The organism is Janthinobacterium sp. SUN206, assembly GCF_030587305.1.
In the GTDB taxonomy this organism is placed as follows: domain Bacteria; phylum Pseudomonadota; class Gammaproteobacteria; order Burkholderiales; family Burkholderiaceae_D; genus Janthinobacterium; species Janthinobacterium kumbetense.
The window spans coordinates 757,750-772,026 of the sequence record NZ_JAPWIB010000001.1 but is presented as its reverse complement, the minus strand read 5'-3'; the positions used below and the strand labels follow the sequence as shown (position 1 = coordinate 772,026).

Genomic DNA, 14,277 nt, shown 5'->3' with positions numbered 1-14,277 from the left:
CTGCAGATACTGGCGCCGCTTGCCTGGCGCCTCCCTTTTTTCTCTGAGAGTAACAATGCTAGACCATATTGATCTGACGAAGCTTATATTCGGCCGTCTGACTTGGGATGCAATTCCATTTCACGAACCTATCCTGCTGGCGACCTTTGCCATGGTCGCCCTGGGCGGTATCGCACTCGTTGCGGCACTGACGTATTTCCGCGTCTGGGGTACCCTGTGGCGCGACTGGATCACCAGTATCGACCATAAAAAAATCGGTATCATGTACATGATCCTGGGCCTGGTCATGCTGCTGCGCGGCTTTGCCGACGCACTCATGATGCGCACCCAGCAGGCAATCGCCTTTGGCGACAATGCCGGCTTCCTGCCACCGCATCACTACGACCAGATCTTCACCGCCCACGGCGTGATCATGATCTTCTTCGTCGCGATGCCTTTCGTGACGGGTCTGATGAACTACGTGGTGCCGCTGCAAATCGGCGCGCGCGACGTGGCTTTCCCTTTCCTTAACAACTTCAGCTTCTGGATGACCACCATGGGCGCCGCCCTGGTCATGGCTTCGCTGTTCGTCGGCGAATTCGCCCGCACGGGCTGGCTGGCGTATCCGCCGCTGTCGGGCATCGTCGGCAGTCCGGACGTGGGGGTAGACTATTACATATGGTCCTTGCAGATTGCCGGGGTCGGGACGCTATTGTCCGGTGTCAACCTGATCGCCACCATCGTCAAGATGCGCGCGCCAGGCATGACCTGGATGAAAATGCCGGTCTTCACCTGGACCGCACTGTGCACCAACATCCTGATCGTCGCCGCCTTCCCGGTGCTGACGGCCGTGCTGGCCATGCTGTCGCTGGACCGCGTTGCAGGCTTTAACTTCTTCACGACGGAACTGGGCGGCAACGCCATGATGTACGTCAACCTGATCTGGATCTGGGGTCACCCAGAGGTCTACATCCTGATCCTGCCGCTGTTCGGCGTGTTCTCGGAAGTCGTTGCCACCTTCAGCAGCAAGCGCCTGTTCGGCTACGCTTCGATGGTGTACGCCACCTGCGTCATCATGATCCTGTCGTACCTGGTATGGCTGCATCACTTCTTCACCATGGGTTCGGGCGCCAGCGTCAACTCCTTCTTCGGCATCACGACGATGATCATTTCGATCCCGACGGGCGCGAAGATATTCAACTGGCTGTTTACCATGTACCGCGGCCGTATCCGCTTCGAACTGCCCATGCTGTGGACGATCGGCTTCATGGTCACCTTCACCATCGGCGGCATGACCGGCGTATTGCTGGCCGTACCACCAGCGGACTTCGTGCTGCATAACAGCCTGTTCCTGATCGCCCACTTCCATAACGTGATTATCGGCGGCGTGGTCTTCGGTGTCTTCGCTGCGATTAACTACTGGTACCCGAAAGCCTTCGGTTACAAGCTCGACGCGTTCTGGGGCAAGTGCTCGTTCTGGTTCTGGTTCGTCGGCTTCTACCTGGCCTTCATGCCGCTGTACGTGCTGGGCCTGATGGGCGTGACCCGTCGTGTCAACCACTTTGAAGATCCATCGCTGCAAATCTGGACCATCATCGCCTGGTTTGGCGCCGTCTCGATCGCACTGGGCATCGCGTCCATGCTGATCCAGTTCTTCGTCAGCTACCGCAACCGTCACGCCCTGCGCGACGTGACCGGCGACCCATGGGGCGGCCGTACGCTGGAATGGTCGACGTCGTCGCCACCGCCAGACTATAATTTCGCCTTCACGCCGCAAGTGCATGAACTCGATGCATGGACTGACATGAAGAAACACGGTTACCAGCGTCCGACGTCCGGTTTCACGAAGATCCACATGCCGAAGAACACCTGGGCTGGTTTCGTGATCGCCGCACTGTCCGCACTGGTCGGTTTTGGCCTGATCTGGCAAATGTGGCTCGTCGCCAGCATTGGCTTCGTGATCATGATGGTCACCATCATCGTCCATACCTTTAACTACAAGCGCGATTACTACATTCCTGCGGAAGAAGTGGTCCGTACCGAAGACGCTTATACTAAATTGCTGAGCAGCCATGTCTGATACCATCGCCCATAACACCGGCGCCGCTGGCGCCGCACCAAGCACGCGCAGCTACTTTGTGCGCGAGCACCACCCGGAAAACGGCAGCTTGCTGGGTTTCTGGCTCTACCTGATGAGCGATTGCCTGATCTTCGCCTGTCTGTTCGCCACGTACGCCGTGGTCGGCCGCAGCTACGCGGACGGCCCGACGGGCGCCGCGCTGTTCGACCTGCCGCTGGTGGCCGTCAACACGGCCATGCTGCTGTTGTCGTCGATCACCTACGGCTTCGCCATGCTGACCATGCAGCGCAAGCAATTGCGCAGCACCCTGGTCTGGCTGGGTATCACGGGCCTGTTCGGCCTGGCCTTCCTGTCGCTGGAAATGTATGAATTCATTCATCTGATCCACGAAGGCGCCGGTCCGCAGCGCAGCGCGTTCCTGTCGTCGTTCTTCGCCCTGGTCGGTACCCACGGCTTGCACGTGACGTTCGGCGTGATCTGGCTCGTGACTTTGATGTTCCAGTTGAACAAGCATGGTCTGACCCCGGAAAACGGCCGTCGCATGATGTGCCTGTCGCTGTTCTGGCATTTCCTGGACGTCATCTGGATCGGCGTCTTCACCTTTGTCTACCTGATGGGAGTGCTGCCATGAGCGACCACCACACACACGGCGATAGCCACCACCATGACGATCACGATCATGGCAGCCTGAAAAGCTATACCATCGGCTTCATCCTGTCGGTGATCCTGACGGCCATTCCTTTCTGGCTGGTGATGACGAAAGCCATCACCAACTCGGGCACCATGGGCCTGGTCCTGTTGGCGTTCGCGGCCGTTCAAGTCGTGGTGCACATGGTGTACTTCCTGCACATGAACACCAAGTCGGAAGGCGGCTGGAACATGATGGCGCTGATCTTCACGATCATGATCGTGGGTATTGCCATGGCCGGTTCCCTGTGGGTCATGTACCACATGAACCACAACATGATGCCGGATCTGATGCCTGAGTACATGCATACGAAAACGGCTCCATGATGAGTAATACGCGCCCAAGCAACACCGGGCGCGCCCCTGGCGCCGCATCGCAAGATGCCGCGCCAGGCCCACGCGGCATGGCTGTGCATTATTCAAAAATTGCACTGGCCTTGCTGGCGGGGATCTTGTTTGCCGGTTTCTGTGCCCTGGGCACCTGGCAAGTCAAGCGCCTGTTCTGGAAGCTTGACCTGATCGAGCGCGTCGAACAACGCGTACATGCGCCCGCAACGGACGCGCCTGGACCCGCAGCCTGGGCCAGTGTCACGCAGCAAACGGATGAATACCGCCATGTGCGACTCTCCGGTACGTATCTCCCCATTTTCAATACCCTGGTGCAAGCAACGACGGCACTGGGCAGCGGTTACTGGCTGGTGACGCCCTTGCGCCTGGCCGATGGCAGCACCGTGCTGATCAACCGCGGCTTCGTGCCGAAACGCGAAGGCATCGCCGCCCGCACGCCGGCCGGCATCGTCCACGTGGACGGCTTGCTGCGCGTCAGCGAGACGGGCGGCGGTTTCCTGCGCGAAAACAGTCCAGCCACGCAGCACTGGTATTCGCGCGACGTGGCCGCCATCGGCGCCTCGCACATGCTGACCAACGTGGCGCCATACTTCGTCGATGCGAAGGCAAAGTCGGAAACGGCTGCGGACGCCCCCGTCGGCGGGCTGACCGTGATTTCCTTCCACAACAGCCACCTCGTGTACGCCTTGACGTGGTTCACCCTGGCCTTGATGGTAGCCGGTATCAGCTGGTGGATCGTGCGCGAAGACAAACGTCGCCGCGCGCGCAAAGCAGGTCTTGATCTATCACAAGAAAGCGACCATGCCGGGCAGGATTGAGATCCTGCCCAACCGCGAGGTGCTAGAACGCGGTGCGGTGGCGGCCGAGATGGAACATCCGGCCGGCCACCAGAACATGAAGCTGCTGATCCAGCTGCGCTGGCTGGCCGTGATCGGCCAGATCAGCACGATCTTCGGCGTGGGCGTGGGACTGGGCATCGCCTTGCCCGTGCCCTACATGCTCGAAGTGCTGTCCTGCCTCATCGCTTTTAATTTAGCCAGCCTGCTGCGCTGGCACGAACGCCAGCCCGTGTCCAACACGGCCCTGTTCCTCGCTCTGCTGGTCGACGTCACCGTGCTGACGGCCCAGCTTTACCTGAGCGGCGGCATCAGCAACCCGTTTGCCTTCCTGTACTTGTTGCAAGTCATCCTCAGCGCCGTCCTGCTGGAAGTGTGGTCGACCTGGATCATGGTGGCCATCACCAGCTTGTGCCTGGCGGGCCTGGCCTTGCTGCCCGGCCCCTTGATCCTGCCGATCGACCCGGAGCGGGGCTTTTCCAGCCTGTATGTGCAAGGCTTGCTGATCTGTTTCATCCTGAACGCCGCCTTGCTGGTGGTGTTTATTACGCGCATCAACCGCAACCAGCGCGCCGGCGACGCCAAGGTGGCCGACTTGCGCCAGCGCGCGGCGGAAGAGGAGCACATCATCCGCATGGGCTTGCTGGCTTCGGGCGCCGCGCACGAGCTGGGCACGCCGCTGGCAACCCTGTCCGTCATCCTCGGCGACTGGCGCCGCATGCCGGAACTGAGCAAGAACAGCGAATTACTGGAAGAAATCACGGAAATGCAGGCGCAATTGCAGCGCTGCAAGAGCATCGTCAGCGGCATCTTGCTGTCTGCGGGCGAGGCGCGCGGCGAATCGTCCGTGAAAACGACGATCAACACCTTCCTCAACGACCTGGTCGACGAGTGGCGCAGCAGCCGCCCGATCCAGGATTTCGAGTACGATAACCGCATTGAGCACGACGTGCCCGTCGTTTTCGATTCGACCCTGAAACAAACCATTTGCAATGTGCTCGACAATGCACTGGAAGCGTCGCCCGACTGGCTGCGCTTCGAAGCGACGCGCGAAGCGGATGCCTTGCACCTGGTCATTACCGATGCGGGCCCCGGCTTCGAGCCGTCGATGCTGACGCACCTGGGCAAACCGTATCAAAGCAGCAAGGGCAAGCCCGGCGGCGGCCTCGGCCTGTTCCTGGTGGTGAATGTCGCGCGTACTTTAGGCGGTACGGTGACGGCGCGCAACAGGGTGCAGGGCGGGGCGGTGGTGCACCTGGCCTTGCCGCTGGCGGCCATCAAACTGGAAAGAGAAAGCGACCACCATGCAGGATGACCGTCTGTTACTGATCGTGGAAGACGACGCCGCGTTTGCCCGCACCCTGGGCCGCTCGTTCGAACGGCGCGGCTACCAGGTCATCCTGGCCACCAATTTCGATGAAGCGAGCGCCTTGCTGGAACAGCATTGCCCCGACTACGCCGTCGTCGATTTAAAACTCAATGGCAATACCTCCGGCCTGGCTTGCGTGCAGATGCTGCACCAGCACGACCCGGAGATGCTGATCGTCGTGCTCACCGGTTACGCCAGCATCGGCACGGCCGTCGAAGCCATCAAGCTGGGCGCCTGCCAGTACCTGGCGAAACCGTCGAACACGGACGACATCGAAGCGGCCTTCGGCCACGTGGCCGGCAACGCCGACATCGAACTGACGAACCGCGCCACCAACATCAAGACCCTGGAATGGGAACGCATCCACGAAATGCTGGCCGAGACGGATTTCAATATCTCGGAAACGGCACGCCGGCTGGGCATGCACCGGCGCACGCTGGCGCGCAAGCTGGAAAAGCAGCGGGTGAAGTAGGGCGCCGCGCCAGCTAGTCATCGGCGAACGTCAGTTCGAGCACGCTGTCGTCGCCCCAGTCCTGTTCCCGCAGCGGCGGCGTGAACGACGTTCCGCTGAAGGGCACGGGTGCGCTCTTGCCGTTAAAACTGATCGTTGCCGCCGTGATGCGCCGTGGTTCGGAAAAGCTGTAGGTGCCCTTTTGCGACACGAAATTGCAGGGCCCGCCCAATGCGCTCATCGTGGTACGCATCGCAAACGGCAAGGTTTCCTTGTCGATGGCCCAATGCACTTCGCACGCCAGCCGCAGGTCGCCCAGGCGGCGCAGCGTGTCGCTGGTGGCCGCGCTCCTGACGTAGGGTATCCACCTGACGGACCCCGCCTTGCGGTTCACGGTCAGCTCGGCCTTCTCATACAGCGGACCCTGTTCGACGGGCAGGCTGAAGATATTGCGCTCACCCAGCGGTATCGCCATACCCGCCTCGTCGCTTTCCAGCCGCAGCGCGATGGCGTGCATGTCGACATCGGCATGGCGCGGCTCCAGGATGAAGCGCAATTCGGCGCCAGGCGCCAGACCGTGTTTTTCCTCGAAGCGTTTCACCCCCTTGAGCATGGCGCTGTAGGGTTTCCAATCCGGATCCCGGATGCCTTTGACATTGACGGACGCCGCCGCAGCGGGTTCAGTTTGTTCCACGGCTTGCTCCACGGCCGTCGCCACGGCTTGTTCCACATCGGCCTGGGCGTGGACGGCGGCGCCGCATGCACACAGCAGAAGTCCGGCGATTGCACGCATATTCATCCTGTTCATTTGCCTCTCACGTCATTGTTTATCAAGTCAGAGCAGTCTGTTTTTCCTGCCCATTCAAGGAAACATGAGTGTAGAAAAGAATGGCGATGAATGGGGATTTTTAGGACAGAGTGTCAATCTGGAGCAATGGAATGCTTGAATCAGCTGTTTTTTTAGCGGCATTGGGGAAAGAAAGCAACGTTGTGCCGATGCCGCGTCGATGCGCGTATCTGCCATGAATGATTTACTCGCTAAAACACTGTATTTACGTCAATGCCATCAACAGGCCGGAAGCGATGACTACCGCAGCAAACAGGGCGACGGCAAAGCGATTATGCGGCAACGCTCTCGCCGGCGGGTAGTGGCCCAGCGTGAGTAGCCGTAGTATTGCCCAGCCCGGCCAATAGAACAGCTTTTCAATGACCGTTCCTAACAGGTTATAGATCAACAGACGAACGATCTAGACGATGCCGTCAAAAATCCAGTCAAACACGATTCATTCTCGGGGGGGGGCGCAAGAATGGCCGCTACGCGCAGTGATCGAACTCATGCCACCGCCAGCCATTCCATTTTCTGCACGCGGATATGGGGATGGCTTTCCAGCGCTTCCCATTCCGGTAAAAAGACAAAGCCCTGTTTCTGGTAAAACGCGGCCGCGCGCGCATTTTCCGGCGCCACGTCGAGCACCAGCCGCGCGTGGCCATTGCCGACGGCGCATCGTTTCACGGCCTCGACCAGCCCTTGCGCCACGGTCAGGCCGCGATATTCGGAATGTACCCACATGGCGATCAGGTGGCACTCGCCATTGCCGGCCAACACTTGCGCGGCCAGGCCGATGGGTTGTTCTGCGTCAAAGGCAAGGAAAAACGTGCGCTGCGGCGTGCTGACGGCGCGTTGCTGCCAGTCGGCGTCCGAAAAAGCGGCCGCGCTGGCGTGGCTGGCGCCAAAGGCCGTGGGGGCGTCAAGCAGGGCGGCCAGGCGCGTGGCTTTTAGGGCGGGCCAGTCGCTGGCGGTGGTAGGACGGATGAAGTACATCAAACTATATTGAAAAATTACTCTACGGAGTTATGTTTTGTGCCAAAGGTTTCATAATTATCACTCGAACTATATCGATTCGAATATCGCATCCCAGAGACTTCAGGCAATAAAGAGCAGTATGTCCCCCAGTTTAAGATATGCGTATCGTAAAGATCTTTGCCGAACTGCACATTCAGGCCAGATGAATTTCCGGCTGGCCAATGCGAATAAATTAAGAGGCGCTCGACCTTTGTCAGTTGTGCGGTCCACTCATCATCCGTTGGTGTTCCTTCGTATCCGCCGAGGCGCCCAATATAGACGCGAAGGCGAGAGCAGTCCTGGTTGAGATAATTCCAGCTTTGCTGTGAAAGGCGTTTTCCAATAGTCTGTTGTACAGCCTTCCCTATATATATCAAAACATCTGCTCCATATACAGGATGAGCGCCGTATATTTGGTATACGCCGTAATCCACATTGGTATCGCGAAAAGCTAGCGCCTCTTCATAGTCATGTGGCCCAGTCCAGTCGACGTGAATGTGCATAATCTCTATTTTTTAGAATCGAAGCTTGCATGATAGCCTTTTCTCTATTGAAAATGGAGTGTTGATATGTAAAACTTGAAAATATTCCAAAGACCCGTTTGGCAGAAGCACGACGCTCCCTTAGAGTTAATCCAGTACTGATGCGGATGCTAGGGACGGTGTACTAGGACTGATCCCACACTTCGATGGTAAGTAACTGTCCTGGCACGCAGGCGGCGATGCGCTCCGGATGCACGGTAATGCTGCCGGGCCAGCCCGTCAGCGTATCTTGCGGAAATTCCCCATCTTGCGCTTCGGCAATGCCTGCCTGCAGCAGTGGCGCGATGACGTCCGCCGAAGCCGTGTAGCGGTTGGGAAAGCCGTTCGACGACAGCTGGGTCGCCTTGCCTTGTGTGCACAGCTGCGCGATCCAGTCGGCGCCGAACAGGCCTGCTTCCCAGGTGGCGAGAAACGCGTCCTTGTTGATTTTCGTCATGTCGGCCAGCTGTTCCGGCGTTTCTGTCGAGATAATGGTCCACCAGCCTGACATGGGCGATCCTTGCGAAAAGTGACAATTAACGGGTCATGGCGCGGCGCAGCAGGTAGCTGAGGCCATCGACGGCGGCCACCATCAGCAGCATGGCGACGATGACGGTGGCGGCGTTCTGCATCTGGAACAGCGACAGATGGTATTTCAGCATCTGTCCCAGGCCACCCGCACCGACGACGCCGAGGATGGCGGCGGCGCGGATATTGTTTTCCCAGCGGTACAGGGTATAGGACATCATTTGCGGGCTGCATTGCGGCAAGGTCGCGTACAGGAAGGCCACGGCGGGCCGCGCGCCGTTGATGCGCAAGGTCGCCGCCGGCAAGGGCGGGCAATTCTCGAAGGCGTCGGCAAACAAGCGGCCCAGCACGCCCACCGTGTGCAGCGCCAGCGCCAGGGTGCCCGCGAACGGGCCCAGGCCGGCGGCGATCAGTAAAATTGACGCCCAGACCAGTTCCGGGATCGAGCGCAGCACATTCAACACGCCGCGCGTCGCGTTGCGCGCCACGGTGCCAAAACGCCCGCTGGCGGGGAGGGCCAGCAGCGCGCCAAATACGGCCGCGATGACCGTGCCGATGGCCGACATGGCCAGGGTCTCGAACGTGGCCACGCCGACTTTCATCAGGAAGGGGCTGGCCAGCTCGGGCGGGGCGAAGCCGTGCAGGAAGTCGGCGCTCGTGCGCACGGCGTCCGCGCTGAAAAACTCGCCCCATTTCAGGGGCAAGGTGGCGAAGCTGGCGATGACCAGCAGCAACAAACCGGCCAGCAAGGCCCAGGTGGACCAGCGCACGGGAGCAGGCGCGGGCATCGCCGCGAAATTCTGATGCTTCATGCCAGCCTCCGGCGCAGCATGGCCGAGACGGCGTCGGCGCCCGCCACCAGCAGCACGAAGACCATCAGCATGGTGGCCAGCTCGCTGCCCGCCATCATCTTCATCGATTCATCCATGCGCTGGCCCAGGCCGCCCGCGCCGACAAAGCCCATGACGACGGAGCCGCGGATCGCGCACTCCCAGCGGTAAATCGTGTACGACACCAGTTCGGCGGCCGATTCGGGCAGGGCGCCGTACAGCAAGGCTTTCAGGCGGCCGCTGCCGTTGTGCAATAGCGCGTTGCAGGCGGACGCATCCGACGATTCGAGGATTTCCGCGTAGACCTTGCCCAGCATGCCGCAATAGGTGAGCGCGATGGCGATCACGCCCGCCGTCGGCCCCAGTCCCACGATACGCACCAACAACAAGGCCCAGACCAGTTCCGGCACGCTGCGCAGCAGCACCAGCAAGGCGCGGACCGCGTGGCGCAGGGCGGCGGCCAGGGGCGCCACCCGGCCGGAGCCGAGGCGCGAAATCGACAGGCGCTCCGTCACCAGCAAGGTCAGGGGGATGGCGCCCAGCATGGCCAGCGCCATGCCGGCCGTGGCCATGGCGATGGTTTCCCAGCTGGAAATGGCCACCAGTTGCAGGAATTCCAGCGAGTGGGCGGGCGGCACGAAGCTGGCAAGGAATTGCCAGGTGGCCGCCAGGCTTTGCGCATCCCATAAAATCCACGGCTTGAATTCCGCCTGCACCAGCATCGGCCACAGCACGAGCAGCACGATGGCGGCGCCGGTCAGGCGGCCGCGCCAGGCGGGGTCGCGCGGCATCGCGGCGTTGGCGGATTTCAGCAAAGGGGCCTCGCGGCGTCCAGCTGCGTTTCCACGGCCTCGAACTGCGGCGCCGTATCGGCCTTGTTGCGGTACAGTTCGGCGATCATGGCGTCGCTGACCTGGGCGCCGGGCAAGTCGAAGACGATCTTGCCGTCGCGCAAGGCGACGATGCGCGTAAAGCAGGCGCGGGCGATTTCCACCTGGTGCAGGCTGCAGATCAGGGTGGCGTTGCGCGCCGTCGCTTCCGCTTGCAGCACGTGGATCGTTTGCAAGGCGAGCGTGGGGTCGAGCGCGGACAGCGGTTCGTCGACGAGGAACACTTGCGCATCCGACACGAGCGCGCGGGCCATGCCGCAGCGCTGGCGTTCGCCGCCGGACAGGCGGTCGACCCGTGCATACAGCTTATCCTGCAGGTTGAATTTACCTAAAGCTTCCCATGCGGCGCGCGGATCGACGGGCGCCAGCAGCGAACGGATGGCCGTCCACAAGCTCCATTGGGGCAAGCGGCCCGCCAGCACGGCGTTGACGACGCGCTGGCGCGGCGGCAGCGGCGGCGTTTGCGGCGCCAGGAACAGGCGCGCGCGCAAGGCGTGGCGCTCGGCGCTGCCGATTTGCCAGGGAGAAATACCCAGGATGTCCAAGGTGCCGGATTCGGGACGCAGCGCGCACGCCAGTGTGTGCAGCAGGCTGGTCTTGCCGGCGCCGGACGGGCCGATCAGGGCGATTTGCTCACCCTGGGCCACGTCCAGGTCCAGGTCCCGCAGGGCCAGCGCATTGCCGGCGGCGCCCGCGTGGTGGACGCTGACCTTGTGAAGTTGGAATGTCATGCGAGATTTCGGTGTGGGGGAGTGTGCCGGATGCGTCCGCAGGACGCCATCCGGCAAGTTTCAGCAGTTACTTCAACAACTTGGCATCGCGCGCAGCCGCTTCGATATCCTTGTAGTTCTCGGCCTTGGTCGGGATGAACTTGGTGGCGCGCTGCAGTTCGAGGATTTCCTTGCCTTCGGCCGTCGATGGGTCCAGCGCCAGGAAGGCGTCCGTCAGCTTCTTGCGCACGACGGGGTTCATGTCGGCGCGCACGCTCCAGTTGTAATCGTAGTAGCCTGGCGTCGTGTAGAACACGCGCACCTTGTTTTGATCGACCTTTTTCGCTTCGACGAGCTTTTCCCACACGGAAATGTTCAAGGTGCCAGCATCGACCTTGCCGCCGGCCACTGCCGCCACGGTGGCGTCATGCGCGCCGGAAAACGCGATGCGCTTCATGTCCGTGTCCGGGTTGATCTTGGCGGCCAGCAAGTAGTAGCGCGGCATCAAGTGACCCGAGGTCGACGATTCCGAGCCGAACGTGAAATTCTTGCCCTTCAGGTCGGACAATTGATTGATGTCCTTGCTGGTGGTCACAAACACCGAGCGGAACTTCGTGTCTTCCTCGCGCTGCACCAGCGGCACGATCTTGCCGCCGCTGCGCACGTTCGCTTGCACGAAGGTAAAACCGCCGAACCAGACCATGTCCAGCTTGTTATTGATCAAGCCTTCGACGGACGCCGCGTAATCGGTGACGGGCGTAAATTCCACCTTCATGCCCAGCTTTTTCTCCAGGTAGCTGCCCAGCGGCTTGAACTTGCGCTGCAATTCCGTCGGCGCTTCGTCGGGGATGGCGGAGACGCGCAGCACTTGCTGCGCTTGCGCCAGGCCGCTGTGGATGGCCAGGGTGGCGGCGACGGTGGCCAGGATGGCGGGGAACTTGCTAAATGAGTTCGAGAATGTGGTCATGGGACTGCCTTTGCAAAAAATATTCATTAGATTACGGAAACCCCGGTACTGCCTTCCTGCATCTCGCCGATGACGACGGCGTCGCCAAAGCCTTCGGCGCGGAAAATCGCCAGCACTTGCTCGACGGCTTCCGGCGCGCAAGCCACCAGCAGGGGGCCGGCCGTTTGCGGGTCCGTCAAAATCGCCTTGTCGATGGCGCTCAGGCTGTCGTCCAGCGCCACTTGCGCGCCATAGCCCTGCCAGTTGCGGTTCGAGGCGCCCGTGATGTTGCCGTTTTGCGCCAGTTGCTGCACTTGCGGCAGCAGCGGCACGTCGTCCATGGCGATGCGCGCCTGCAACTTGGCGCCGCGCGCCAGTTCCAGGGTGTGGCCCAGCAAGCCGAAGCCCGTCACATCCGTCAGCGCATGCACGCCGTCCAGCAGAGCCAGTTTCTTGCCCGGGGTATTCAATTTGGTGGTGTTGTCGATTAAAGAAGCGTAGCCATCCGCGTCCAGCGCGTTCTTTTTCAGCGCGGCCGACAGGATGCCCACGCCGATCGGCTTGCCCAATACCAGCTTGTCGCCGGCGCGCGCGCCCGCGTTGCGCTTCACTTGCGACGGGTGGACCAGGCCCAGCACGACCAGGCCATAGATCGGTTCGACGGAATCGATGGTGTGGCCGCCCGCGATGGGGATGCCGGCCTGGGCGCAGATGGTTTCGCCGCCTTTCAAGATGAGACCGATGGTTTCCACGGGCAGCTTGTTGATCGGCATGCCGACCAGGGCCAGCGCCATGATGGGCGTGCCGCCCATGGCGTACACGTCGGAAATGGCGTTGGTGGCGGCGATGCGGCCGAAGTCGAACGGATCATCGACGATGGGCATGAAGAAATCCGTCGTGGCGATCAGCGCCTGTTCGTCGTTGAGCTGGTAGACGGCCGCGTCATCCGAGGTTTCTATGCCGACCAGCAATTCCTTCGGCAGGGGAAAGCCGCCGCTGCCCTTTAAAATATCGGCCAGCACGCCCGGCGCGATTTTGCAGCCGCAGCCGCCGCCATGGGCAAATTCGGTCAATCGGATGGGGGTATTGGGTGTTGCTGCGCTATTGGACATGGTCGTCATTCTGCTCAAAAAGGTCATCAAAAGCTGCGCCGGCGCTTACGCGGCGCTGGCGGCACGGTGTTCGCCGACGATAGCACATAATGCGCGCGCGGCTTGCTCAAAGGCATGTTCTGAAATGTCGGGCAAGACCAGCGGCGTCGCCTGGGCGTAGCGGCTGAAGTTGCGGGCGATCGATTGCCGGTAGACGGGGTCGTAATGCTGCACCAGCAACTCTTCCACGAGCTCGGCCATGCGGCCGGAAGTGGCCAGCTGCTGCCAGTGGGCAATTTTCTCCTTGCCATGCAGCTGCGTCAACAGGGCCAGCTGCACGTTCAGGCGCGCCGCATCGCCGACGAAATGCTCATAGTCCTGCATCAGCAATTGCACGCGCTGCTCCGTGGCCAGGCGCACGTCCGTGCAGGCGGCCGCGCGCATCTTGTCCATCAGCGCATCGGGCACGCGCAAACGGCCCACTTTCTTGCTTTCCGATTCGATGAAGACGGGGAGTTGCGGGTCGAAATGGCGCAGTTGCTGCCACAGCGCGCTTTCAAACGCTTTTTGCGCCGGCTGGTCCGCCTCGGGCAAGCCGCCCAGCACGGAGCCGCGGTGGGCCGCCAGGTCTTCCAGGTCGATCACTTGCGCGCCTTGCTTGTCGAGCACTTGCAGCAAACGGCTCTTGCCGCTGCCCGTGGGGCCGCACAGCACGTTGATGAAGTCGAAGCGTTCGGGCAGGGTGGCCAGTTCCGCATTCACGTGGCGGCGGTAATCCTTGTAGCCGCCCTCGAGCTGCGTGACGGGCCAGCCGATGCGCGCGAGGATGTGCGCCATGGCGCCGCTGCGGTTGCCGCCGCGCCAGCAGTACACGAGGGGTTTCCAGTGCTGCGGATGGCCGAGGAAACCGTCTTCGATATGCCGCGCGATATTTTTCGCCACCAGCGCCGCGCCCAGCTTCTTCGCTTCGAAGGCGCTGGTCTGCTTGTATAAAGTGCCGACGCGCACGCGTTGCTCGTCGTCCAGCACGGGCAGGTTGATGGCGCCGGGCAAGTGGTCTTCCGCGAACTCGGACGGGCTGCGCACGTCGATGATGGCATCGAATTCATTCAGGCGCGGCAGGATGTCGCTGAAGGGAAGCACTGCAGGGTATTTCATCGTGGCGCGG

The 14,277-nt window shown here is 61.3% G+C and carries 17 protein-coding genes; 6 read left to right on the top strand and 11 right to left on the bottom strand.

Annotated elements, in window-relative coordinates; all coding sequences use genetic code 11:
* Positions 1-55: 55 nt before the first annotated feature.
* Genes cyoB through O3300_RS03270 form a run of 6 tightly spaced genes read left to right on the top strand, consistent with a single transcriptional unit; the run spans position 56 to position 5,771 of the window.
* A complete protein-coding gene (cyoB, locus tag O3300_RS03295) occupies positions 56-2,059 on the top strand; it encodes a cytochrome o ubiquinol oxidase subunit I (protein ID WP_251348655.1) in 2,004 nt (667 codons plus the stop codon).
* Positions 2,052-2,690, top strand: a complete 639-nt coding sequence (gene cyoC / locus O3300_RS03290) for a cytochrome o ubiquinol oxidase subunit III (protein ID WP_086144570.1) — start codon at positions 2,052-2,054, stop codon at positions 2,688-2,690. The genes cyoB and cyoC overlap by 8 nt, the downstream gene beginning before the upstream one ends.
* Positions 2,687-3,073 carry a cytochrome o ubiquinol oxidase subunit IV gene (gene cyoD / locus O3300_RS03285; RefSeq protein WP_099667923.1) on the top strand — a complete coding sequence of 129 codons (387 nt, stop codon included), beginning with the start codon at positions 2,687-2,689 and terminating at the stop codon, positions 3,071-3,073. The genes cyoC and cyoD overlap by 4 nt, the downstream gene beginning before the upstream one ends.
* Positions 3,070-3,912, top strand: a complete 843-nt coding sequence (locus tag O3300_RS03280) for an SURF1 family protein (RefSeq protein WP_369812258.1) — start codon at positions 3,070-3,072, stop codon at positions 3,910-3,912. Before cyoD ends, O3300_RS03280 begins: the two co-directional genes overlap by 4 nt.
* Complete coding sequence (locus tag O3300_RS03275; RefSeq protein ID WP_289914753.1) at positions 3,896-5,245, top strand: ATP-binding protein; 1,350 nt, start codon at positions 3,896-3,898, stop codon at positions 5,243-5,245. The genes O3300_RS03280 and O3300_RS03275 overlap by 17 nt, the downstream gene beginning before the upstream one ends.
* On the top strand, positions 5,235-5,771 hold the full coding sequence (locus O3300_RS03270) for a response regulator transcription factor (protein ID WP_034788474.1): 537 nt from the start codon (positions 5,235-5,237) through the stop codon (positions 5,769-5,771). Before O3300_RS03275 ends, O3300_RS03270 begins: the two co-directional genes overlap by 11 nt.
* A 13-nt stretch (positions 5,772-5,784) precedes the next feature.
* On the opposite strand, the gene O3300_RS03265 is transcribed toward O3300_RS03270, so the two are convergent.
* The 11 genes from O3300_RS03265 to mnmH all read right to left on the bottom strand — a co-directional run bounded on the left by O3300_RS03265 (position 5,785) and on the right by mnmH (position 14,267).
* On the bottom strand, positions 5,785-6,543 hold the full coding sequence (locus O3300_RS03265) for a hypothetical protein (protein ID WP_305052024.1): 759 nt from the start codon (positions 6,541-6,543) through the stop codon (positions 5,785-5,787).
* Positions 6,544-6,802: 259 nt separating this feature from the next.
* Positions 6,803-6,985, bottom strand: a complete 183-nt coding sequence (locus tag O3300_RS03260; RefSeq protein ID WP_305052023.1) for a hypothetical protein — start codon at positions 6,983-6,985, stop codon at positions 6,803-6,805.
* A gap of 98 nt (positions 6,986-7,083) precedes the next feature.
* Positions 7,084-7,572 (bottom strand): N-acetyltransferase, encoded by a 489-nt coding sequence (locus O3300_RS03255; protein WP_305052022.1) that lies wholly within the window; start codon positions 7,570-7,572, stop codon positions 7,084-7,086.
* 17 nt (positions 7,573-7,589) lie between these two features.
* Positions 7,590-8,096, bottom strand: a complete 507-nt coding sequence (locus O3300_RS03250; protein ID WP_305052021.1) for a hypothetical protein — start codon at positions 8,094-8,096, stop codon at positions 7,590-7,592.
* 163 nt (positions 8,097-8,259) lie between these two features.
* Entirely contained in the window at positions 8,260-8,625 is a 366-nt protein-coding gene (locus O3300_RS03245) for a hypothetical protein (protein WP_305052020.1), read from the bottom strand.
* Positions 8,626-8,650: 25 nt separating this feature from the next.
* On the bottom strand, positions 8,651-9,454 hold the full coding sequence (phnE, locus tag O3300_RS03240; RefSeq protein ID WP_305052019.1) for a phosphonate ABC transporter, permease protein PhnE: 804 nt from the start codon (positions 9,452-9,454) through the stop codon (positions 8,651-8,653).
* Positions 9,451-10,263, bottom strand: a complete 813-nt coding sequence (locus O3300_RS03235; RefSeq protein ID WP_251349215.1) for an ABC transporter permease — start codon at positions 10,261-10,263, stop codon at positions 9,451-9,453. Before O3300_RS03235 ends, phnE begins: the two co-directional genes overlap by 4 nt.
* A 17-nt stretch (positions 10,264-10,280) precedes the next feature.
* Positions 10,281-11,093 carry a phosphonate ABC transporter ATP-binding protein gene (locus O3300_RS03230; protein ID WP_099667935.1) on the bottom strand — a complete coding sequence of 271 codons (813 nt, stop codon included), beginning with the start codon at positions 11,091-11,093 and terminating at the stop codon, positions 10,281-10,283.
* A 67-nt stretch (positions 11,094-11,160) separates the two neighbouring features.
* A complete protein-coding gene (locus tag O3300_RS03225; RefSeq protein WP_305052018.1) occupies positions 11,161-12,039 on the bottom strand; it encodes a putative selenate ABC transporter substrate-binding protein in 879 nt (292 codons plus the stop codon).
* A gap of 26 nt (positions 12,040-12,065) precedes the next feature.
* Positions 12,066-13,130, bottom strand: a complete 1,065-nt coding sequence (gene selD / locus O3300_RS03220) for a selenide, water dikinase SelD (protein ID WP_305052017.1) — start codon at positions 13,128-13,130, stop codon at positions 12,066-12,068.
* A gap of 45 nt (positions 13,131-13,175) precedes the next feature.
* Positions 13,176-14,267 carry a tRNA 2-selenouridine(34) synthase MnmH gene (gene mnmH / locus O3300_RS03215; RefSeq protein WP_305052016.1) on the bottom strand — a complete coding sequence of 364 codons (1,092 nt, stop codon included), beginning with the start codon at positions 14,265-14,267 and terminating at the stop codon, positions 13,176-13,178.
* Positions 14,268-14,277 lie beyond the last annotated feature (10 nt).

What these genes read in the sequence shown, in the direction of transcription:
- cyoB (WP_251348655.1), top strand. Translation starts at nt 56, where the DNA reads ATGCTAGACCATATTGATCTGACGAAGCTTATATTCGGCCGTCTGACT.
- cyoC (WP_086144570.1), top strand. Translation starts at nt 2,052, where the DNA reads ATGTCTGATACCATCGCCCATAACACCGGCGCCGCTGGCGCCGCACCA.
- cyoD (WP_099667923.1), top strand. Translation starts at nt 2,687, where the DNA reads ATGAGCGACCACCACACACACGGCGATAGCCACCACCATGACGATCAC.
- O3300_RS03280 (WP_369812258.1), top strand. Translation starts at nt 3,070, where the DNA reads ATGATGAGTAATACGCGCCCAAGCAACACCGGGCGCGCCCCTGGCGCC.
- O3300_RS03275 (WP_289914753.1), top strand. Translation starts at nt 3,896, where the DNA reads ATGCCGGGCAGGATTGAGATCCTGCCCAACCGCGAGGTGCTAGAACGC.
- O3300_RS03270 (WP_034788474.1), top strand. Translation starts at nt 5,235, where the DNA reads ATGCAGGATGACCGTCTGTTACTGATCGTGGAAGACGACGCCGCGTTT.
- O3300_RS03265 (WP_305052024.1), bottom strand. Translation starts at nt 6,543, where the DNA reads ATGCGTGCAATCGCCGGACTTCTGCTGTGTGCATGCGGCGCCGCCGTC.
- O3300_RS03255 (WP_305052022.1), bottom strand. Translation starts at nt 7,572, where the DNA reads ATGTACTTCATCCGTCCTACCACCGCCAGCGACTGGCCCGCCCTAAAA.
- O3300_RS03250 (WP_305052021.1), bottom strand. Translation starts at nt 8,096, where the DNA reads ATGCACATTCACGTCGACTGGACTGGGCCACATGACTATGAAGAGGCG.
- O3300_RS03245 (WP_305052020.1), bottom strand. Translation starts at nt 8,625, where the DNA reads ATGTCAGGCTGGTGGACCATTATCTCGACAGAAACGCCGGAACAGCTG.
- phnE (WP_305052019.1), bottom strand. Translation starts at nt 9,454, where the DNA reads ATGAAGCATCAGAATTTCGCGGCGATGCCCGCGCCTGCTCCCGTGCGC.
- O3300_RS03235 (WP_251349215.1), bottom strand. Translation starts at nt 10,263, where the DNA reads ATGCCGCGCGACCCCGCCTGGCGCGGCCGCCTGACCGGCGCCGCCATC.
- O3300_RS03230 (WP_099667935.1), bottom strand. Translation starts at nt 11,093, where the DNA reads ATGACATTCCAACTTCACAAGGTCAGCGTCCACCACGCGGGCGCCGCC.
- O3300_RS03225 (WP_305052018.1), bottom strand. Translation starts at nt 12,039, where the DNA reads ATGACCACATTCTCGAACTCATTTAGCAAGTTCCCCGCCATCCTGGCC.
- selD (WP_305052017.1), bottom strand. Translation starts at nt 13,130, where the DNA reads ATGTCCAATAGCGCAGCAACACCCAATACCCCCATCCGATTGACCGAA.
- mnmH (WP_305052016.1), bottom strand. Translation starts at nt 14,267, where the DNA reads ATGAAATACCCTGCAGTGCTTCCCTTCAGCGACATCCTGCCGCGCCTG.